This is a genomic window from Brevundimonas sp. (genome assembly GCF_023259385.1).
Taxonomy (GTDB): domain Bacteria; phylum Pseudomonadota; class Alphaproteobacteria; order Caulobacterales; family Caulobacteraceae; genus Brevundimonas.
Genome location: NZ_JAHFPF010000360.1, coordinates 416 through 2,010, shown reverse-complemented (window position 1 = coordinate 2,010; position 1,595 = coordinate 416). Strand labels below are relative to the sequence as shown.

Annotated in this window: 1 protein-coding gene; it reads right to left on the bottom strand. The window is 64.4% G+C overall.

Going from position 1 to position 1,595, the window contains the following annotated elements; translation table 11 throughout:
• Nucleotides 1-8: 8 nt before the first annotated feature.
• On the bottom strand, nucleotides 9-1,595 hold a 1,587-nt coding region (locus Q0C81_RS18235; RefSeq protein ID WP_291841243.1), incomplete at its 5' end, for a TOPRIM nucleotidyl transferase/hydrolase domain-containing protein.

The following is a 1,595-nucleotide window of genomic DNA, read 5'->3' as shown; positions in this document are numbered from 1 at the left end:
CCGTAACGTCATGATGTTAGCGATACGGTCAGAGTCCCGGGCGCAGCCGGCGGTGGGGGATCGAGCTGGACCGCGACGGCGCCGAGCAAGGCCTTCAGTTCCTCGGGAGCCGCCGAAGCGAGGGCCGGACTGTCGAGACCGCTCAGAACCCGCACATGCGTGCTTGGCTTGCCTCGCCCCAGAAAGAGGTACCGATACCAACGCAGCAGGCTGTCCTGGCTGGAGTCGTAGAGGGCGTGAATGCCGCGGTCGCCCAACACGGCGTCTCGCGGTTCCCCGGCCGGGGACGGTCCGGACCGCCCCGGCTCTGGAGCCGAATAGGCGGCTTGCAACGCCATCAGCATCGAGTAGTCCAAATCCAGCGGCTCACAGAAGAAGACGTTGAACCTTCGAAGAGATCGCGCCCACGTCTGAATGTTTGTCCAGTTCGCGGCGGCGAAGGTATCGAAGGCCGCCAGGTCGGCCGAGGGGCCCGCCGGACTCGGGCTTTCGAAAAGTTGGTCAGGCCGAACGCCGTTTTCCATCAGCTGCGCGCAGACGGTCTTGATGCGCCCCCAGCCCCCGCCCGCACGACCGTAATCCAGATCCAGAAGGGTCGCGTGCGGAATGTCCAGATCGACAAGCAGCCGCCACAGGTGGTTGACGTGGCGGCCCCCAAGGGGAACCACCGCCACGAAAGACCGATCGATGTCCAGGCCAAGGGCCTCGGCGAGGCGCGGGAGCACCACCTCTTCGGAGGCGCCTTCGCCGAGGATCACGAAACGGGCAAAATAGAGCTCGGGGTAGGTGCGCACAGCCTCGCGAACGAACTTCGAAGCCTCGTCCGCGATCGGAGGCAATCGGATCCCTCTCACGCGGCAGGCGCGGGTTTTCGGGTCGAGACGGAAATGACGGACTTGCTCGGGCTTCACCCGCGCCAGAATGCTGGGCGAATGGCTCGAGAGCATGGCTTGAGCCCGTGACCCTGCGGTCAGTTCCTGGATCTGTCGGACGATACGGGAGAGGTAAAACGGCGCGAGATTGTTTTCTGGCTCTTCGACGGCGATCAGGGTCAAGGCGGGAACGCTGATGCCGCCGGACTGAAATCCATCAGGGCGGGGATCCGTCGCCAGGTTCGATTCTACGTCGAGCGTCGCCGCAGTCATGGCGAGGTGGAACAGGGATCGCTGGCCGTCACTCAACTCATCGAGACCACGTTCGCGCCCTGCCTCGTCGGGGCGGAACAAGACCTCAGCCTTGCGGATGGACTGTTCGAACCGGAGATCGATAGGCCGAAACACTGGCGTGGAGTCCGTGCCTGCGGTGTGGACCTGCTGCCATCGCCTGGTGACTGCTGCGACCACGGCGTCTACCGCCGGCTCGCCGGAGAACGCGTTGTTCAGGGCGGAGCCCGCCGAAGCGAACGTCGTCCGCGTGCCTTCCGACCAGTTGATCGCCCGCCACAAGCGTCCACGCAAAAAGGCCGTCACCTGCGAGATGCCGTCGCGCGAGGCCGGTACATAGATGAGCTGGATTCTGGCTCTATCTTTGGGTTTCAGGTCCGAACACTCAGCGTCCGTAAAGGCGCCCATCGTCCGAACGGCGCGATAGGTGTG